The following is a 15,444-nucleotide window of genomic DNA, read 5'->3' as shown; positions in this document are numbered from 1 at the left end:
GGTGTTGGCAACAACATCCTTCGATGTCGCAGGAGGTTTGATGTCAACGAGACGAAGCTGGGCGGCCACCGCCGCCGCGGCCGTTCTGACCGCCGGACTGCTCACCCATCCGGGAGCAGGTGTCGCGGCACCACCCGAGGTCGACCTGGCCGACACGGCGTCCGCGCTGGTCCGCTTCCGGCTGCCCGACGAGGCGATGTTCCGCGACCTCGTCGCCGCCGGCGCGGACGTTGCCGCACGCCCGCGGACCACGCCCGGCCAGGTCATGGCCGACCTCGTGGTCACCGGGACGCAGCTGGACGCGCTGACGGCGCGCGGCGCGGTGGCCGTACAGGTGATCCCGACGGAGACGGGTCGCGCCAACCGGGCGACGGCGGTGGCCGAGGACACGCTGCAGTTCCTTCAGGCGTACTGGTGGAGCAGCGGGGGCAGGACGTTCCTGCAGACCCAGGTGGCCACGTCGGCTTCCGACGACCCCGACGTCGAGATCACCGTGACCTGGACGACCGCCGACGGCACGACGGGTAGCTTCCCGCTGTCCAGGTTCGAGGACTCGGGCGAATACCAGTACCACGTGGCGCCGCCGCAGCTGCTGCCCGCGCAACCGACCCGGGTCAGCGCGACCTCCAGCCTCGGCGGCAGTTCGCGGGCGATCACCCCGGCCGCCTGGCCGAACGCGACCCCGCCGCCGCAGCCGAGCGGATACCAGAAGGACTTCATCTCCGCGTACCTCACGCCGACGGACATCAGCGCCCGCATCCGGCGCCTGGCACGGCAGTACCCGAACCTGGTCGACGTGCTGAACCTGCCGAATCGCACCCAGGGCTACCGGCGTACCGCGGCGGCCTATCTCGGCGACCCGGCCACGGCCGCCGTCGTCGTCGAGTCGGTGCTCTTCGGCGACCAGGGGCTGAACGGCGTACAGGTGCGCACGGTCGACCCACAGCGGCCGAACCGGCCGCTGAGCGCGGCGTACCGGGACCGGGTCCTGACCGTGAGCCTCGCGACCGACGGCGGCGGCAAGGTGATCAGCTCGACCGACGACGTGGCGGCCTTCGTCTCGGCGCGCTACCCGCAACGGTTCCGCGCCTTCGTCGAGGAGGGATCGGCGGGCCTGCCCATGCCGGTGGCGGGGCCGGCGCGCCTGGACGACGGCCTCGAGGGCACCGAAGTGCCGCGGAGACCGTGGACGGTGCAGGCGCTGCGCATCGGCGCGGTCCGCGACGGCTCCCGGACCGGCGTGCTGACGTATTCGCAGGAGCACGCCCGCGAATGGGCGACGCCGCTGGTCACGATGGAGTTCGCGGAGCGGCTGCTGGCCAACTACGCGACGGACGCCGAGACACGCTCGCTGCTGAACTCGGTCGAGGTCTTCATCATCCCGACGGTGAACCCGGACGGCGCCAACTACTCCTTCAACGACTTCAACTTCCAGAGAAAGAACCTGGTCAACCACTGTACGGGTGCGGCACGCGATCCCGCCCGGCGCGACTCGTGGGGCGTCGACGTCAACCGCAACTACGCGGTCGGTTCGTACTTCGACGGGTACGTCGGAGGCAGCGCCAACTGCCTGTCGGGCACGTACTCGGGCACCGCCGAGCTGTCGGAGCCGGAGAGCCGCAACGTGGTGGCGCTCGCTGAGGCGCATCCGAACATCAGGTTCTCGCTGAACGTGCACAGCTACGGCGGCTACTTCATGTGGTCGCCGGGCGCGTACAAGGCGCTGGGCCGGATCACGCTGCCCCGGCCGTCGATCGACGAGTCGAAGTACTTCCAGGACAGCGCCCGCCGCATCGTTGGCGCGATCGCGGCCGAGCGGGGGACGGTGACGTGGCCCGCGTACACGGGGCCGGTTGCGGACGTACTGTACTCCGCCGCCGGGAACTCGGCCGACCACCTGTACTACGACCTGGGGATCGTGGCCTGGAACTTCGAGGTCGGCAACGACCGCTGGAACGAGGCCACGCAGCAGTGGGAGGGCATGGGCTTCCAACCGCCGTTCGACGAGGCGCACGCGGAGTCCCAGGAGTACGCGAACGGACTCATGGAACTGGTACGCATCGCCCGTGATCGAGGTGCGGCGCTGCCCTGACGCCAGTGGACCGGGTGGCCGGGCACTCGACCCGGCCACCCGGCGCGTCACTCAGGGGCGCGCCTCGTACACGATGTTGAACGGGGTCTCCGCCACCCGCCGGAAGCGGGTGAAGCCCGCGTCGGTGACGAGCCGCCGGATCGCCGACTCCCCGGCCTGCGCGCCGAGCGCGTACCCGCCCTGCTGAGACAGCGCGTTCGGCACGCACAGGAACGTGGAGAACGAGTAGTACACCCGCCCGACCGGGTTGAGGTTGTCGGCGACCGAGTCGCCGGCGAACGGCTCGACGATCATCCACGTGCCGTCCGGCGCGATCGACTCGCGGACGTGGCGGGCGGCGCCCAGCGGGTCGCCCATGTCGTGCAGCGCGTCGAACGTGGTCACCAGGTCGTACGGCCCGCCGCCGAACGTCTGTGCGCTCGCCGCCTCGAACGTGGTCCGCTCGGCGACCCCGGCGTCCTCGGCCCGGCGCCGCGCCTCGGCGATCGACGGCTCGTGGTAATCGGAGCCGCGGAACGTCGCGTCCGGATAGGACCTCGCCATCAGCACCGTGGACGAGCCGTGCCCGCACCCGATGTCGGCGACCCGCGCCCCGTCGCGCAGCTTCTGCTCGACGCCATCCAGCGCGGGCAGCCAGTCGGTGGTCAGGCTCGCCAGATAGCCCGGCCGGAAGAAGCGTTCACACCCCTCGAACACGTCCTTGTCGTGCTCGTGCCAGCCGACCCCCACGCCGGTACGGATCGCCTCGGTGATCTGTGGCAACGCCTGCAGCGAGCCGAGCGCGAGCTGGAACGCGCCGGGTACGAACACCGGCCCCTCGGGGTCGGTGAGCGCGAACGCCTGCTCCTCGGTCATCGAGTAGACGCCGTCGTCGTCGTACTGCACGTACCCGCCGGCGGCCTGGCCGCGCAGCCACTCCTCGACGTAGCGGGCGTCGGTGCCGGTGGCGTCGGCGAGCTCCTGCGGCGTCTGCGCCTTCTGCGCCAGGGCCCGGTAAAGGCCCAGCCGCTCCCCGATGACCACGCTGCCCGCGGCGATCGTGGCGCCCAGGTCGCCGACGAACTTGCCGACGAAGGCCATCAACTTGTCCTGATCCATCTCTGTGGCTCCTTAATGTTCTGCTGGTGGGATCAGGTTGGGGGCCGGGATTGCAATCGCGTTGCAACGACTCGGTACACGATGGGGGCATGCGGGGACATGCCGAGCACGACGGGGTCCGGATCGGCTACCGGGTCCTCGGGGACCCCGGCGAGCCGACCGTGGTCCTCATGCCGACCTGGTCGATCGTCGACTCGCGGCACTGGAAGGCCCAGGTTCCGTACCTGAGCCGGCACTTCCGGGTGATCACCTACGACGGGCCGGGCAACGGCCGGTCCGACCGGCCGGTCGATCCCGCCGCGTACAGCGACGACGCCCAGATCGCGCAGCTGATCGCCGTGCTGGACGCGACCGGCACGGATCGTGCGGTACTCGTCGGCCTCTGCACCGCGGCGTGGCGGGCCCTGGTCGCCGCGGTCCGGCACCCCGACCGGGTCGTGAGCGTCGCGGCGATCGGCCCGGCGGCTCCCCATCTCACCCCCGAGCTGCCCGAACGCGTGGAGTACGACTTCCGCGCGGAGCTCGACACTGACGAGGGCTGGGCCAAGTACAACCGGCACTACTGGCGGCGCGACTACCCGGGCTTCACCCGATTCTTCTTCGACACCGTGATCAGCGAGCCGCACTCGACCAAGCAGCGCGAGGACGCGCGGCACTGGGCCGCGCAGACCACGCCGGAGGTGCTGATCGCCAGCGTCGAGGCGGACGTGTGCGTCGACGACCGCGCCGGCGCCGAACGCCTGCTGCGGGCCGTCCGGTGCCCGGTCCTGGTGATCCGCGGTACGGACGACCATTGCCGCCCGGCCGAGCAGATGATCGGCGTGGCCGAGTTGACCGGCGCCCGGGAGGCCGTCCTGGACGGCGCCGGGCACCTGCCGCACACCCGGTGGCCGGTCGAGGTGAACCGCCTGCTGCGCGACTTCGTCCGCCCGCCGGCGCTGGCGCCGGCCCGTCGCGGGGGTAGGCGGGTCCTCTACCTGTCCTCGCCGATCGGACTCGGACACGTGGAACGGGACGTCGCGGTCGTCGAGGCGCTGCGCCGCGAACGGCCGGGCATCGAGGTCGACTGGCTCGCCCAGCACCCGATCACCGAGGTGCTGACCCGCCGCGGCGAACGGGTCCATCCGGCCTCGCGATTCCTCGCGTCGGAGGCCGCGCACGTCGACGCCGAGGCGGGGGTGCACGACCTGCACGCGTTCCAGGCGGTGCGGCGGATGGACGAGATCCTGGTCGCCAACTTCATGCTCTTCGCCGACCTGGTCGAGAACGAACGCTACGACCTCTGGGTGGGCGACGAGGCGTGGGAGCTCGACCACTTCCTGCACGAGAACCCGGGACTCAAGCGGGCGCCGTACGCCTGGCTCACCGACTTCGTGGGCTGGCTCGCGATGCCCGGCGGCGGTGCCGAGGAGGCCGAGCTCACCGCCGACTACAACGCCGAGATGATCGAGCACATCGCGCGGTGGCCGCGGCTGCGCGACCGGGCGATCTTCGTGGGCAACCCCTCGGACCTGGTCGAGGACCCGCTCGGCCCGGGCCTGCCGTCCGTGCGCGAGTGGACGCTGTCGCACTTCGACTTCTCCGGCTACATCGGGCCGCCGCTGGAGGCCGCGCCGCGCGAGGAACTGCTCTGCGTCGCCACCGTCGGCGGGTCCGGAACCGGCGAGGACCTGCTCCGCCGCGTGATCGCGGCCTTCCCGCTCGCCCGCCGGACGCTGCCCGGCCTGCGGATGATCGTCGTGGCCGGGCCCCGGATCGACCGCACCCGCCTCGGTGGGCACGAGGGACTGGAGATCCGCGGGTACGTGGACCGCCTCGACCGCCTCCTCGCGAGCTGCGACCTGGCGATCACCCACGGCGGCCTGTCGACCACGATGACGCTGACCGCGCACCGCCGCCCGTTCCTCTACGTGCCGCTGCGCAACCACTTCGAGCAGAATCGGCACGTCCGGCACCGGCTCGACGCGTACCGGGCGGGACGGTGCCTCGACTGGGCCGACACCGAACCGGAGGCGCTGGCGGCCGCGATCGTCGCCGAGATCGGCAAGCCGGTCGACTACCGTCCGGTGGAGACCGACGGCGCCGAGAAGGCGGCCCGGCTGCTGGCCGACCTGATCTGACCGGCCCTGCGCAGGGGAGCGAGCCAGCCGGTACGCCGCCCGGCGGCGAGCAGCGGGTCGATGATCCCGGCCGCGCGGCTGCCGTCGCCGCGGGCCTGCCAGGCGCGGGCCACCGAAACGTAGACGTCGGAGCCGTACAGCCAGGGCTCGTCGATCTCGCGTAGCGCGGCGTCCGCGTCGGCGAGCACGACGGCCGAGCCGGTCGCCTCCGCCAGCGGTGCCAGGCACCGCAGCCGGTACGCCGCCGTCCGGTGCGCCTCGCACCCAGCCAGCCCTCGCTCGAGCACCGGGATCGCGGCGGCCGTCTCGCCGGCGCCGAGCAACGTCGTGGCGAACATCGCCTGCACCGCGGCGGCGAACCAGGCGTGCGACTCCATCCCGGCCGCCCGGCGACCGTGCGCTATCGCGTCGCCGGTCCGCCCGGCCAGCCGCGCGATCCAGCCGAGGTGCGCGATGTACCAGGCGGTGTAGCTCGTGTAGCCGGAGCGCAGGTTGATCGCGATGGCCCGGCGCACCAACGCCTCCGCGTCCTCCCAGCGGCCCGCGGCCAGGTGCGGAAAGGACGACTCGAAGACGCACCACTGCAGGAGCCTGAGGTCGCCGGCCTGCCGGACCCGCGGCTCCATCTCGTCGAGCACCGCGGCCAGTTCGGCCACGTGACCCAGGTACGCGTGTGCCGTCTTGCGGGCGTCCCAGGCGGCCAGCTGCGCCGCCTCGTCACCGGAGGCGAGCGCGGCGTCCTGCGACCTCCGGGCGTGCCCGAACGCCTCGCCGAAGCGCAGCCGGTTGCAGTTCAGGACGGCGAGCCAGCCGAGCAGCCGGGCCTCCGTGCCGCGGTCTCCCAACTGCTCGGCGAGGCGCAACCCCGCCCGGATGTGGGCGACGGCACCGTCGACCGGTTGCCCGACACCCGTCCACGCCGGGCCGCCCAGCTCGTACAGGGCGGCCATCTCCAGCCTGCGGTCGCCGGTCTCCCGGCCCACGCGGACCGCGACGGTCTGATCGGCCAGCGCCTCCTCGAAGCGGAACGCCGTTTCGCGCACCCGGCCGCGGGCGAGGTGGCCGCGTCCGAGCAGCTCGGCGTCGCCGGCCCGGTCCGCGGCCTCGATCGCGTGGTCGTAGAGGGCCTCGGCGTCGGCCATCGCGTACCGGTCGGCCGCGCGCTGCCCTGCGGCCAGCCACGCCCGCGCGGCGCGGCGATCGTCCCCCGCGGCCGCCGCGTGCCCCGCCACCGCTTCCGGGTTGCCGCCCAGCAGGTCGGCCGCGCGCTGGTGGTAGGCGATCCGCGTCGGCGCGGGCGTTGACTCGTAGAGCACCTCCTGGACAAGATCGTTGGCGAACTCGTACGCGGGCCCGGCGACGACGGTCAGGCGCGTCCGCAGCAGCCACTCGCAGCGCCGGGTGGTCTCCTGCACCGCCTGCCCGAGCAGCCCCGCGACGGTCGCCGGCGCGAACGACGGTCCCAGCACCGCCGCGGCGCGCAACAGCTCCTCGGCGTGCGCGCCGGCCCGCTGCACCCGGGTGAGCACCCCGGCCCGCAGCGTCTCCGGTACCCCCGGCTCGCCAGCCGTGAGGGCGCGGAGGCTCTCCACCACGAACAACGTGTGGCCCCGGGTACGCCGCTCGATCTGCCCGGCGTGCTCGGGATGCCCCGCCGCGGTGGCCAGCGTCGTGATCGCGGCCGTGTCCAGCGCGGGAAGCTCCACCGTCCGGGCGACCGGCCGCAGCGTGGACAGCGCCCGGCGGCCCTCGCCGTCGCGCACGGTGGCGACCACCAGCAGCCGGGCGTCCTCGACGTGCCGGGCCAGGTAGTGCAGCAGCTCCACCGTCGCGGTTCCCGCGTTCTGCAGGTCGTCGACGCTCAGCAGCAGGGCCTCGTCCCGGGCGAGCCGCCGCAGGAACGTGACCACCGCGTCGTAGGCCCGCCGCCGCTGCGCATCCGGGCTGCCGCGCTCCTGCGGTGCCGCACCCAGCAGCGCGGCGGCCTCGGGCACCAGCGCGGCCAGCGCCCCCGCGCGGTCGGCGGCGGCCGCCCGGATCCGCTCGGCGGGCAGCGTGACGACCAGCTGCGTGAGCGCCTCGACGATCGGCTGCAGGAACAGCGAACGTTCGGCCTCGTAGCAGCGGGTGGTGACCACCCGCCCGGCCGGCGCCGCCTGCCGGGCGAGCTCGTCGGCGAGCCGGGTCTTGCCGATGCCGGCCTCCCCGCCGATCAGCACGACCGCGCCGCGCCCGGCGCAGGCGTCCTGCCAGGACCGGGCCAGCACCGCCAGCTCCCGCTCGCGGCCGGCCAGCCCCGTGGTCACATTGCCGCGGGGCCGGGCCGCGTCGCCGCGCAGGATGGCAACGTGCAGGGCCCGGGTCGCCGCGGACGGGTCGATACCCAGCTCGTCGGCGAGGGCCCGGCGCAGGCCCTCGAAGGCCGCGAGCGACCGGACCGGTTCGCCGAGGGCGTCGTGCGCCCGCATCAGCGACCGGCAGGCCTCCTCGTCGAACGGGTCGTCGGCCAGCGCCTCCGACGCCGCGTCGCGGGCCAGCGCCGGCAACCCGGTGCGCAGCCCCGCCTCGGCGATCACCCGGCGGATCCGGCGCAGCCGCTCCGCATGGTCGGTGCGGGCCGCGCGCACCCAGTCGGCCTCCGGCTCGTCGGCCAGCAGCATCGCGGGCCCGAGCGTGCCCGCCGCGGCCTGCGCCGCGGCGCGGGCCAGGGCCGGCTCGGGCGCGAGCCGGCTCTCCGCGTCCGCCAGCAGAAGCTCGGCCTCGTGCACATCCGTATCGACGTCGTCGCCGAGCCGGTACCCGGTCCGTCCACCCACGAGCACGCCGGCTCCGAGCACGGCGCGGACCCGGCTGACCAGCGTGGCGACGTTCTCCGCCGGTCGCCGCGGCGGCCGGCCGGGCCACAGCACGGCCACGATCCGGTCGACCGTGACGACCCGGCCGCGGGCGGTCGCGAGCAGCGCCAGCAGCATGCGTGCCTTTCGGCTGCCGATCTCGGCGGCGGACCGCATCCGGCCGTCGCGGGTGACCACCAGTGGCCCCACGAGCTGAATCCGGAGTCGGCCCATGCCGCCTTAGTACGCCCGGCCCCTGCCCTGGTCAACCCGCATGCCGCAATGCGACTGCGACGGCGCACGGGCCGCCCCGCGCGGCGACTAACCTGTCGCGATGGCCGACGACTTCACCGCAACCCGGGTGGAGATCTGCTGCACGGCCCAGCCGTTGCCGTCGGGGTCCTCGAAGAACACGAACCCGACGTTGTCCAGAGCGGCGCCACCACGGGCCAACCGGTCGGCATCGCCGTCGAGCACCGTCACGTCGCCGGCCGCGACGCCGCGCTTGATGAGTTCGGCGTGCGCCGCGACGACGTCGGACACCACCAGCTGCAGGCCGCGCAGCGAGCCGGGCGGCATGTGGGGGACCACGCCCTCGCCGATGACGACCGAGCAGCCCGAACCCGGCGGGGTGAGCTGGACGACGCGCCGGCCCTCGCCGATGCGCCTGTCGTGGTCCACGTTGAAACCGAGCTGGTCGGCGTAGAAGGCCTTGGCGCGGTCGATGTCGCTGACGGGAACGATCACGACCTCGAGGGTCCAGTTCACGGGTGCTCTCCTTCTCGGCGACGGTCCGCGGCGGGGTACCGCAGGCTCGTACCCCTGGGTCGGAGCCGGCGGCCGCTCCTCGACGTGGAGCACCGTTAATTCGCTGGCGGATGTGCAAGGTGTTGCGCAAACTGTGTTCCAGCGTTGACGAGAACGGCGAAGGCGCCGTACCGAATTCTCGAGAGGAGTTGAACCGTCATGTCGCAGCGACCCAATCGCGGGATCGCCATTCCTGTCACGGCGGTGAAACTGCACCCGGGGCGGTGGAGCGGGTAGCGCAGCAACAGCTGTGTCTTCGCCGCCCAACTCGAGTCGAGGCCAGGGCGGCTTTTTGTTGTCCCGGATTCCAATGGCTGTTTGGTAACTCAACAGTGGATGGCATGACACGCCAGCGAAGCAGAACGGGATCTGCGCCTGTCTTGTAAACAGGAGGAAGCCGGTTCGAGGCCGGCCGCTGGCTCTTTCGTCTCGCCGTAGCTTGGCGGGAGTTTCGTTCCCATGGCGCAGTTGGAGAGCGCGCGACGCTACGAACGTCGAGGTCGCAGGTTCGAGTCCTGCTGGGAACACGCAAGCCGATCGATCCGGCGTCGCCCAACGGCAGGGCAGCGGACTGTTAATCCGTACGGTGGTGGTTCGAATCCACCCGCCGGAGCTGGCACATGCCCGCGTAGCTCAGCTGGAAGAGCACCGGTCCTACAAACCGGCTGTCCCAGGTTCAAGTCCTGGCGCGGGTACGACCCTCAGCCCGGTCGACCGGCTTCCGCCGGCGGCCAGGGCGCCGGGAGACCGGCCGGGACGGGTAGCCCCCGTACCCGGCCGCATGGTGATCGTGGTGTACCGGTGGTGCACACCAGGTTGTGGCCCTGGAGGACGCGGGTTCGACTCCCCGCGGTCACCCCAAGCGATAGCGCCGACGTCGGGGCTGAGAGGGTTCGAATCCCTCCTATCGCGCGTATCAGGTCCAAATGCCATCCACGGGAGTGTTACCGGCACCACGGCGGGTCCTGCTCGGCCGTAGGCTGGGGGAGACGAGCATGAACACCGAGTCCGCCGCACCGCCTACGTTCGTGGTGATCCGTGGGAACTCCGGCAGCGGCAAGACCACCGCCGCCCGCGAGATCCGCCGCCGCTACGGCCGCGGCTGCGCCCTGCTCGAGCAGGACCATCTGCGTCGCATCGTGCTGCGGGAACACGACAGCAGCCAGATCGGGCCCGTCGCGCCGGCCTTCATCGCCGCTACCGCCCGCACCGCGCTCGACCTCGGCTACCACGTCGTGCTGGAGGGCATCATGCACACCGCCCGCTACGCGACCGCGCTGCGCCGGCTCATCGACGAACACCCCGGGCCGAGTCACGTGTACTACCTCGACGTGGGGTTCGACGAGACCGTCCGCCGCCACCGGCGGCGCTCCGAGCCGATCGACGTCACCGCCGAACAGATGCGCGAGTGGTACACCGCTCGGGACCTGCTCGGCGTCGACGGTGAACAGGTCATCGCCGAGACCTCCGACTTCGAGCGGACCGTCACCACGATCCTGCACGCCAGCGGCCTCGCACACACCGCGGCGCTGACGCCGTGCCCGTTGCGCTGCCGGCACTGCGCCGATGACACGACCCGGCCCGCGCCGTCCACCGATTGAGCAATGTCTATCTGATTCGACTCGCGGGTGTTAGCTTCACTGGCGCCCGCGGACCTGCCGCCGGGTGACGCTGCGGGGGTGCGGGTGTCGGCACAATCCACCACGGTGGACGACGCGCCGGTCGAGCCGGTCGTGGACCGTCAGCCGCTGCGGCGCCTGCGGGCGGTCACCCGGCACGAATGGGTGGCGGCCTGCGTCTCGGCGCCGCTGCTCGCGGTGGCGATGATCTGGCTGCTCCCGCCGTACGCGCTCTGGGTCATGTCGGCCGGAAGCGTTCCGCTGAGCGCCGCCGATCCGGCGCACACCATCATCGGCGACGGCGGCGACCCGAGCGGTCAGGCCTGGCTGATCGCCTGGAACGGTCACGCGCTCCGGCACGGCCTCGGCGGCCTCTGGGACACCAACGCGTTCTACCCCGAGACGTACGGGCTCGCCTTCACCGACAGCCTCCTCGGGTACGCACCGGCCGGCCTGATCGGCAGCGGGCCGGCCGCCGCCGTCCTGCGCTACAACATCGTCTTCGTGCTGGCCTTCGCCCTCGCCTACCTGGGCGGCTACGCCTTGGTCCGGCAGCTCGGCGCCGACCGGATCGGCGCCGCCGTGGCAGGGGCGGTGTTCGCCTACGCGCCCTGGCGGTATGGGCACGACGGGCACCTGAACATCCTGTCGAGCGGCGGGATCGCGCTGGCCGTCGCGATGCTCGCCCGCGGGCACGGCTGGTCGCTCACCCACGGCTACCGGCCGCGGCGGACCCGGCCCGGCTGGGCGCTCGCGGGCTGGCTGGTCGCCGCCTGGCAGATCACCCTCGGCTTCGGCATCGGCCTGCCGTTCGCCTACCTGCTCGCGGCCGCCTGCCTGGCGGCCGCCACGGGCTGGCTGATCACCGGCCGTCCCGCGCTGGACCGGCGCCTGATCCTGGCCGACGTCGCGGGCGGTCTCGCGTTCGCCGCGGTCACCGGCTATCTGGCCCAGGTCTACCTGCGCGTCCGCGAACTCCATCCCGAGACCCCACGGTCCTGGGAGTACGTCGCGCTGTTCTCGCCCACCTGGCGCGGCCTGCTGGCGGCCCCGCGCCCGTCGCTGCCCTGGGGCGCCTGGCACGAGCCGGCCCGCGCCGCGATGGGAAACGCCGCGAACGAGAAGGTCCTGCTCTGCGGCTTCGTGCTGTACGCGCTGGCCGCCGCGGGCCTGTTCGCCTCGATCTGGACCGTGCGGCAGCGGGTGCTGCTCGGCGCCGCCATCGTGGCCGGGGTGCTGCTCGCGCTGGGCACCAACGGCCCGCTGTACCAGTACCTCTTCCTGTACCTGCCCGGCTTCGACGGCGCCCGTACCCCCGGCCGGCTGATCCTCTGGCCGACGCTGCTGCTGGGGGTCCTCGCCGCGGGCCTGATCACCCACCTGAGCCGCCGGGCCGCCGCGCTCACCCGGCCCGAACACGCCCGCACCGCCGCCCGGGTCGTCGCCGTGCCCCTGCTGGTCGCGGTCCTGTTCGAGGGCATGCCGAAGCTCGACCACGTGGTAGTGCCCGCCGCCCCCGCGGCGCTGGCCGCGGCGCCGGCCCCGCTGATCGTGCTGCCGTCCGACGAGGGCATCGACCTGAACATCGCCCTGTGGTCCACCGCCGGCTTCCCCACCACGGTCAACGGCGCCGCGAGCATCAATACCCCCGGCCACCAGGCGATTCGCGACCTGATGCAGACCTTCCCCAGCGCGCCCAGCCTGGACCGCCTGCGCGAGCTGGGCGTACGCAGCGTCGTCGTGATCCGCGACCGGGTCGTCGGCACCCCGTTCGAGGCGGTCCTCCGCGCCCCGCCCGCACCCGGGGTCACCCGCCGGGACATCGGCCCGGACATTCTCTACACCTTGGACTGACCGCTCACGGCGTGTCCCTGTCGAGGTCGGCGCAGGTCCGTTCGTGGGGCAGCAGCGGCCGGAGCGTCACCCAGAGGACCTCGCCGCCGGAAACCCACTGGGCGGTGCCGGTAGCCTCCGCGGGCACGCCGGTGAGTGGCGTGCACACGCCGACGTACGTCCGGACGCCGGCCACGAGCTCCGTTCCTCCCGGCCACGGCCGGGCCGCCGCCTGACTCTCCCGGCTGCCGTACCCACCGCCGACGAGCGCGGCATACGTCGCCGGCCGGTACGGGGTGCTCGCCGCGCCGCCGACCAGGGCATTCAGCGTCCGTCGGAACCGGACGATCCGGCCGCGCCGGCCGCCCTCTCCCGTCCAGGGACTCGTCGCGGTCGTGGTGTACGTCCGCCCGCCCGATCGCAGCGTCACCACCGGCAGCGAACCGTCGGTGGCCTCGACCGGCGAGGACAGGTGGCGGTTGCCGGCCAGGCCGGCCTCGTGGGCCAGGCGGTAGAGGTACCGGTACTCGTCCGGCGTGAGGGTGTGTTCGGCGGCCCGTTGCAGCGCACCGTCCTGGCCGGCCGGGACGACCACCCGGCCGCCGCCCAGGATGGTGACCTCGGGTATCTCCGCCCGCTCGGCGGGCCCGACCAGGCTCCGCCACTCCTTGACCTGCAGCACGGCGGCGCCGGGATCCACGGGCGGGTCGGGCACCCGCGGGTACGGCGCGTGTATCGATCCGGTGAGCATGGCGAGGACGGCCACGGCCTCGCCGGCGAGAGTAAGCAGGCGCACCCCCGTCCGACGCCCACCCCGGGACCCCCGGTTCCCTTTACCGCTCTTCGACGCTCGTGGTGCCGCCCGTTGGCGAACGCGCGATCAGGGCTTCGCCGTCAGCGCCGCGCGGGTACGGTATTGGTGATCAGGGCATTCTTCATAAAGTACGCAAAGAGATCCTAAGCCGTTCGGAACGGCTGGGAGCCTGCCCGCGTGGGGGTCCGGTCATGTTCCACATTTCCGCCTATCGGCGCCGCCTGGGACTCGCGATGGCTGATGCCGGTCGTAGCGTGATGTCTTCGTCGTCGGCCTTGTTGGTCGTGGCGGTGTTGGGTGTGACCGTGGCGGCCGTCGCCGCCGTGTTGTCGCCGTCGCCGACGCTGGCGTTCAGCATGATGGCGGCCGGACCGTGCCTGGCCGTCGGCGCCTCCAAGCCCCGGGCCGTCGCGGCCATCGGCGCCTACGCGGTGGTGCTGACCATCTGGATCTCCACGGCCAAGGGGCTGTGGGACATGACCGCGGAGACGAAGCGCCTACTGCTGATCATCGGGGTCTCCGCGCTGTGTATCGGCCTGGCGCGCAGCCGGCAGGTCGCGGAGGAGCATGCGATCGAGAGCCGGGCGAGGCTGGCGGAGATCGTCCGCTCGTCCGGCGACGCGATCATCACCTCCGCCCTGGACGGCAGCATCACCGCCTGGAATCCGGCCGCGGAACGAATCTACGGATATACGGCGCAGGAGGCGATCGGGCGCAGTATCGCGATGCTCGGCGTCACGCAGGAAGAAATCGCACTGATGGCGCGGATGACTCGCCACCATCACATCGACGACTTCGTGACCGAGCGGAAACGCAAGGACGGCGGTCCCGTGCCCGTGTCCATCAGCATCGTCGGCCTGCTCGACCGCGGCGGGCGCATCTTCGAGGTCTGCGCCACCCATCGGGATCTCACCGCGCAGCGGTCCATGGAGGCCCGCGAACGGCTGATGAGTGAGCGCTCGGCCCAGGCCGAACGCCTCGAGAGCCTGGGCCGGCTCGCCGGTGGCGTGGCACACGACTTCAACAACCTGCTCGCGATCATCCTCAACTACACCGACTTCGCCATCGAACAGGGCGCCGGCGAGGGCAGTGCGCAGGACGACCTCAACCGGGTACGCGGGGCGGCGGACCGCGCCCGGATGCTCTGCCGCCAGCTGCTGATCTTCGCCCGGTGCGAGCCGACCGACGCCGAACCGATCGATCTGAACCTGATCCTCGCCGACTCCCGAGACCTGCTCGCCCCGATGCTCGGCGAACACATCGAGCTGACCGTGCACCGGGCGAAGGAGCCCCTGATGGTCGCGGCCGAACGGACCAAACTGGACCAGGTCCTGCTCAACCTCATCATCAACGCGCGCGACGCCATGCCGCACGGCGGCAGCGTCGCCGCGGAGGTCAGCGCCGTCGAGATCGACCGGGGACACCTCGGCGTGCACCCCGGGATACGACCCGGGCACTACGCCGAGCTCCTGGTCCGCGACACCGGCGAGGGTATGGCACCGGAGATCGCCGCCCACATCTTCGAGCCGTTCTTCACCACCAAGTCCAAGGACCGCGGCACCGGCCTGGGCCTGGCCACCGTCTACGGCATCGTCACCGAGGCCGGCGGCGACATCGCCGTCGAGTCCGAACCCGGCGTCGGCACCACGTTCCGGCTGCTACTCCCGATCGCCGCCGACACGGCCGGCCAGGCCACCGAGTCGGCGCCGACGCGCCCGCCCGTCGCGCACGGCCAGCACGTGCTCGTCGTCGAGGACCAGGACGACGTCCGGGACCTGGTCGTGCGGATCCTCAAGGAGCACGGCTACGCGGTCACCGCGGCCGGCGACGGACCGAGTGCCCTGGAGCAGGTCGAGCACAAGCGCTTCGATCTGCTGCTCACCGACGTCGTCATGCCTGCCATGCCCGGCCCGACGCTGGCCAATCTCATCCAGCAGAGCCAGCCCCGGCTGCCCGTTCTCTTCATGTCCGGGTACACCGAGGGCCTGCTGAGCGCCGATCACGGCGTCGACCGAGAACTCGCACTGATCCAGAAACCCTTCACCGCCGACGAGCTGCTGGACCGGATCCACCACGTGCTGGCCGTCTCCGCACCCGAAACCGCCGGGCGACGCTGACCTCCTGGTGCCCGCGTTACAGCAGTGGCTCGATGTGGCGGCTGGGTAGTGGTCCGGGGCGGGCCATGTAGTAGCCCTGGCCGAGTTCGACGCCGAGGGAGCGGAGTTTT

General features: G+C 72.4%; 9 protein-coding genes and 5 tRNA genes. 10 read left to right on the top strand and 4 right to left on the bottom strand.

The window, feature by feature from the left end; all coding sequences use genetic code 11:
- Nucleotides 1-40 precede the first annotated feature (40 nt).
- Complete coding sequence (locus AB0B58_RS38010) at nucleotides 41-2,092, top strand: M14 family zinc carboxypeptidase (RefSeq protein ID WP_360234616.1); 2,052 nt, start codon at nucleotides 41-43, stop codon at nucleotides 2,090-2,092.
- Nucleotides 2,093-2,143: 51 nt separating this feature from the next.
- Here the strand turns inward: AB0B58_RS38010 and AB0B58_RS38005 are convergent, their stop codons facing one another.
- Nucleotides 2,144-3,190: a class I SAM-dependent methyltransferase gene (locus AB0B58_RS38005; RefSeq protein ID WP_360234613.1), complete on the bottom strand. Its 1,047-nt coding sequence runs from the start codon at nucleotides 3,188-3,190 to the stop codon at nucleotides 2,144-2,146.
- 89 nt (nucleotides 3,191-3,279) lie between these two features.
- Here AB0B58_RS38005 and AB0B58_RS38000 point away from each other — a divergent pair, with 89 nt between their 5' ends.
- Nucleotides 3,280-5,310, top strand: coding sequence for an alpha/beta fold hydrolase (locus AB0B58_RS38000; RefSeq protein WP_360234610.1), 2,031 nt, complete (start codon nucleotides 3,280-3,282; stop codon nucleotides 5,308-5,310).
- Here AB0B58_RS38000 and AB0B58_RS37995 read toward each other — a convergent pair.
- Together AB0B58_RS37995 and AB0B58_RS37990 are read right to left on the bottom strand one after the other, a co-directional pair.
- Nucleotides 5,247-8,378 (bottom strand): AAA family ATPase, encoded by a 3,132-nt coding sequence (locus tag AB0B58_RS37995; protein ID WP_360234607.1) that lies wholly within the window; start codon nucleotides 8,376-8,378, stop codon nucleotides 5,247-5,249. The genes AB0B58_RS38000 and AB0B58_RS37995 overlap by 64 nt on opposite strands.
- A gap of 87 nt (nucleotides 8,379-8,465) precedes the next feature.
- A complete protein-coding gene (locus tag AB0B58_RS37990; protein WP_360234604.1) occupies nucleotides 8,466-8,912 on the bottom strand; it encodes a VOC family protein in 447 nt (148 codons plus the stop codon).
- Nucleotides 8,913-9,299: 387 nt separating this feature from the next.
- Between AB0B58_RS37990 and AB0B58_RS37985 the strand changes: the two genes are divergently transcribed.
- The 7 genes from AB0B58_RS37985 to AB0B58_RS37955 all read left to right on the top strand — a co-directional run bounded on the left by AB0B58_RS37985 (nucleotide 9,300) and on the right by AB0B58_RS37955 (nucleotide 12,424).
- A tRNA-Thr gene (locus tag AB0B58_RS37985) sits at nucleotides 9,300-9,372 on the top strand.
- Between the two features lie 32 nt (nucleotides 9,373-9,404).
- Nucleotides 9,405-9,478, top strand: a tRNA-Arg gene (locus AB0B58_RS37980).
- A gap of 14 nt (nucleotides 9,479-9,492) precedes the next feature.
- Nucleotides 9,493-9,564: transfer RNA gene (locus AB0B58_RS37975), tRNA-Asn, on the top strand.
- 9 nt (nucleotides 9,565-9,573) lie between these two features.
- Nucleotides 9,574-9,646: transfer RNA gene (locus AB0B58_RS37970), tRNA-Val, on the top strand.
- Between the two features lie 89 nt (nucleotides 9,647-9,735).
- A tRNA-His gene (locus AB0B58_RS37965) sits at nucleotides 9,736-9,812 on the top strand.
- Between the two features lie 134 nt (nucleotides 9,813-9,946).
- Complete coding sequence (locus AB0B58_RS37960; RefSeq protein WP_360234601.1) at nucleotides 9,947-10,552, top strand: AAA family ATPase; 606 nt, start codon at nucleotides 9,947-9,949, stop codon at nucleotides 10,550-10,552.
- Between the two features lie 105 nt (nucleotides 10,553-10,657).
- Complete coding sequence (locus AB0B58_RS37955) at nucleotides 10,658-12,424, top strand: hypothetical protein (RefSeq protein WP_360234599.1); 1,767 nt, start codon at nucleotides 10,658-10,660, stop codon at nucleotides 12,422-12,424.
- A 4-nt stretch (nucleotides 12,425-12,428) separates the two neighbouring features.
- Here the strand turns inward: AB0B58_RS37955 and AB0B58_RS37950 are convergent, their stop codons facing one another.
- Nucleotides 12,429-13,199 (bottom strand): hypothetical protein, encoded by a 771-nt coding sequence (locus tag AB0B58_RS37950; protein WP_360234596.1) that lies wholly within the window; start codon nucleotides 13,197-13,199, stop codon nucleotides 12,429-12,431.
- Nucleotides 13,200-13,516: 317 nt separating this feature from the next.
- Here AB0B58_RS37950 and AB0B58_RS37945 point away from each other — a divergent pair, with 317 nt between their 5' ends.
- Complete coding sequence (locus AB0B58_RS37945) at nucleotides 13,517-15,334, top strand: ATP-binding protein (protein ID WP_360234594.1); 1,818 nt, start codon at nucleotides 13,517-13,519, stop codon at nucleotides 15,332-15,334.
- Nucleotides 15,335-15,444 lie beyond the last annotated feature (110 nt).

The sequence above is a fragment of the Actinoplanes sp. NPDC049118 genome (assembly GCF_040648555.1).
Lineage (GTDB): Bacteria > Actinomycetota > Actinomycetes > Mycobacteriales > Micromonosporaceae > Actinoplanes.
The sequence above is the reverse complement of the archived record's forward strand: the minus strand, read 5'-3'. Positions and strand labels throughout refer to the sequence as shown.

What these genes read in the sequence shown, in the direction of transcription:
- AB0B58_RS38010 (WP_360234616.1), top strand. Translation starts at nt 41, where the DNA reads ATGTCAACGAGACGAAGCTGGGCGGCCACCGCCGCCGCGGCCGTTCTG.
- AB0B58_RS38005 (WP_360234613.1), bottom strand. Translation starts at nt 3,190, where the DNA reads ATGGATCAGGACAAGTTGATGGCCTTCGTCGGCAAGTTCGTCGGCGAC.
- AB0B58_RS38000 (WP_360234610.1), top strand. Translation starts at nt 3,280, where the DNA reads ATGCGGGGACATGCCGAGCACGACGGGGTCCGGATCGGCTACCGGGTC.
- AB0B58_RS37995 (WP_360234607.1), bottom strand. Translation starts at nt 8,378, where the DNA reads ATGGGCCGACTCCGGATTCAGCTCGTGGGGCCACTGGTGGTCACCCGC.
- AB0B58_RS37960 (WP_360234601.1), top strand. Translation starts at nt 9,947, where the DNA reads ATGAACACCGAGTCCGCCGCACCGCCTACGTTCGTGGTGATCCGTGGG.